Origin of the sequence: Sodalis sp. dw_96, from assembly GCF_018449575.1 — a bacterium.
Lineage (GTDB): Bacteria > Pseudomonadota > Gammaproteobacteria > Enterobacterales > Enterobacteriaceae > Acerihabitans.
On sequence record NZ_JAAVUT010000049.1, the window covers coordinates 1 to 1,737 of the forward strand.

1 protein-coding gene and 1 pseudogene are annotated in these 1,737 nt (G+C 49.6%); both read right to left on the reverse strand.

What is annotated here, in order from left to right; all coding sequences use genetic code 11:
• A pseudogene (locus tag HB631_RS26695) lies at window positions 1-981 on the reverse strand (hypothetical protein); the annotation flags it as partial.
• Between the two features lie 385 nt (window positions 982-1,366).
• Window positions 1,367-1,737: autotransporter outer membrane beta-barrel domain-containing protein (locus HB631_RS26700; protein WP_213994198.1), on the reverse strand; the 371-nt coding region annotated here is incomplete at its 5' end.

Genomic DNA, 1,737 nt, shown 5'->3' on the forward strand with positions numbered 1-1,737 from the left:
ATTTCCCGCCAGGGCCAGGGTGCCGTCATTAACGGTCACGTTGGCGATAGTGGGGGCGAGCTGACCTGCTAATAGCCACTCCCCTGCGCCGGTTTTGGTCAGGGATTGGAAGTTGCTGATATTTCCCGATAACAAATCCAATGTATCTGTCGAACCGGTCGAACCGGACAGTGTAAGGGAATTGGTACCGCCGCCACCGTTGATATTACCATCCAATGTCGAGCCAGATTCAAGCGTCAGGCTATCGCTGCCCGAACCCATAATGACGTTACCGATAATTGCCCCACCGTCACGGTTGATTATAGAGACCGTCGTGCCTGAACTGCCGATAGCCGTACCGCCCGCGGTCAGTATGCGGATGGTGCCGTAATTGTCAACGGTGTTGATACCGGTGGCGGGCTCAAACCAAATTGCCGAACTGGAATTTCCTTGAATCAACCCGTGATTGACGATGGTATTTCCAGCCCCCTGAACATCGATAGCCTCATAATTAGTAGCAGAACCGTGCGACAGCACTTGTGCCCCCGATCCGATGATCAAAGTGGTATTATTGTTGAATTCAATCGTATTTTCTCCCGTCCCCCAGAAACCTGAGCCCGTTCCGGCCGGAGCATTATTTTCTACCAGAGCGCCGTTTTGCAAAGCGATAATGGAATCGGAATCTAAACTTATCGCAGTAGCTGCGCCGGTATTAATTTGGGCGTTAGGTTGAAGGTTAATGGTTGCGTTATTTATACCGGGTCCCGTGCCGACAGTGGTGGCTTGCACTGCTCCATCATCACAGATGGTATCGCCTCCGCTCACCAGGGGAGGGGTGCACACCGCAAATACTTCGCCTGGTGCCCCCGATAAACTCAATGCAATAGCGGCGGTTATTATATTAAATTTATTTAATACTTTGATTTGAGGAGACGTGGGTGTTTTTTTAGATATAATAAAATAACGTAATGTAAATGGTAGCGTTGAATTAATCTTGCTCATGGTTAACAATCCTTTAATTATTATGCCATGGGGCGATCTCGGACTTGGCTTCGCAATAAAAATAGATATGTATTGCGGGGCTTATCTATTCCTGGGACCGGTGCACACTTCTCACTGACATGAATTGGATAATGCAAGATTTCAGCGCAATTAAGTAAAGATAAAACAGGTCTTGTTAAATTTTAAACGTCTTTGAGGTAAAATCATTAGTCCATAAACAACACATTAAATAGAAAAAAGAACAATTGCCATTTTTTGGTGGTCCGGTAATCAATTAATGTGAGCAGAGGAGCATAAATAAAAAGCAGCGCTGACTTTATCGGCGCTTCTTTCTTTAATCCTGCCAAGCTGCTCTTTAGCGGGCATGGCGCGGCATGGTCGTGCCCTAAAACAGGTATTTCATTCCCAGCATGCCGGTGGTGTCGCTGTAGCCGCTGTTGCCCACCTGCTGGCCGACGCTGCCCCAGAGGTTGAAGTTTCTGCTGATTTGCCCGTTCACGCCTAATTTAAGCTCGCCGATATTGGCCGCCCCTGACTCTTTGATGGTGACCCCATCCAGGGTGGCGCCGAAATCCCGGCTGTTATGGATCCAGTTGGCCTCCACAAAGGGCTGGAACAGGCGGTCTTTGTTTTTGTCCCGTTCGCTGTAGGCGTTCATAAAGGCCTTGACGCCCAGGCGGGTCTGGATATTGCCGTCGCCGTCGCCGGTGACCCGGGTGCCGTTGGCCTCGGTGTGATCGTCCGCCCGCACATCCA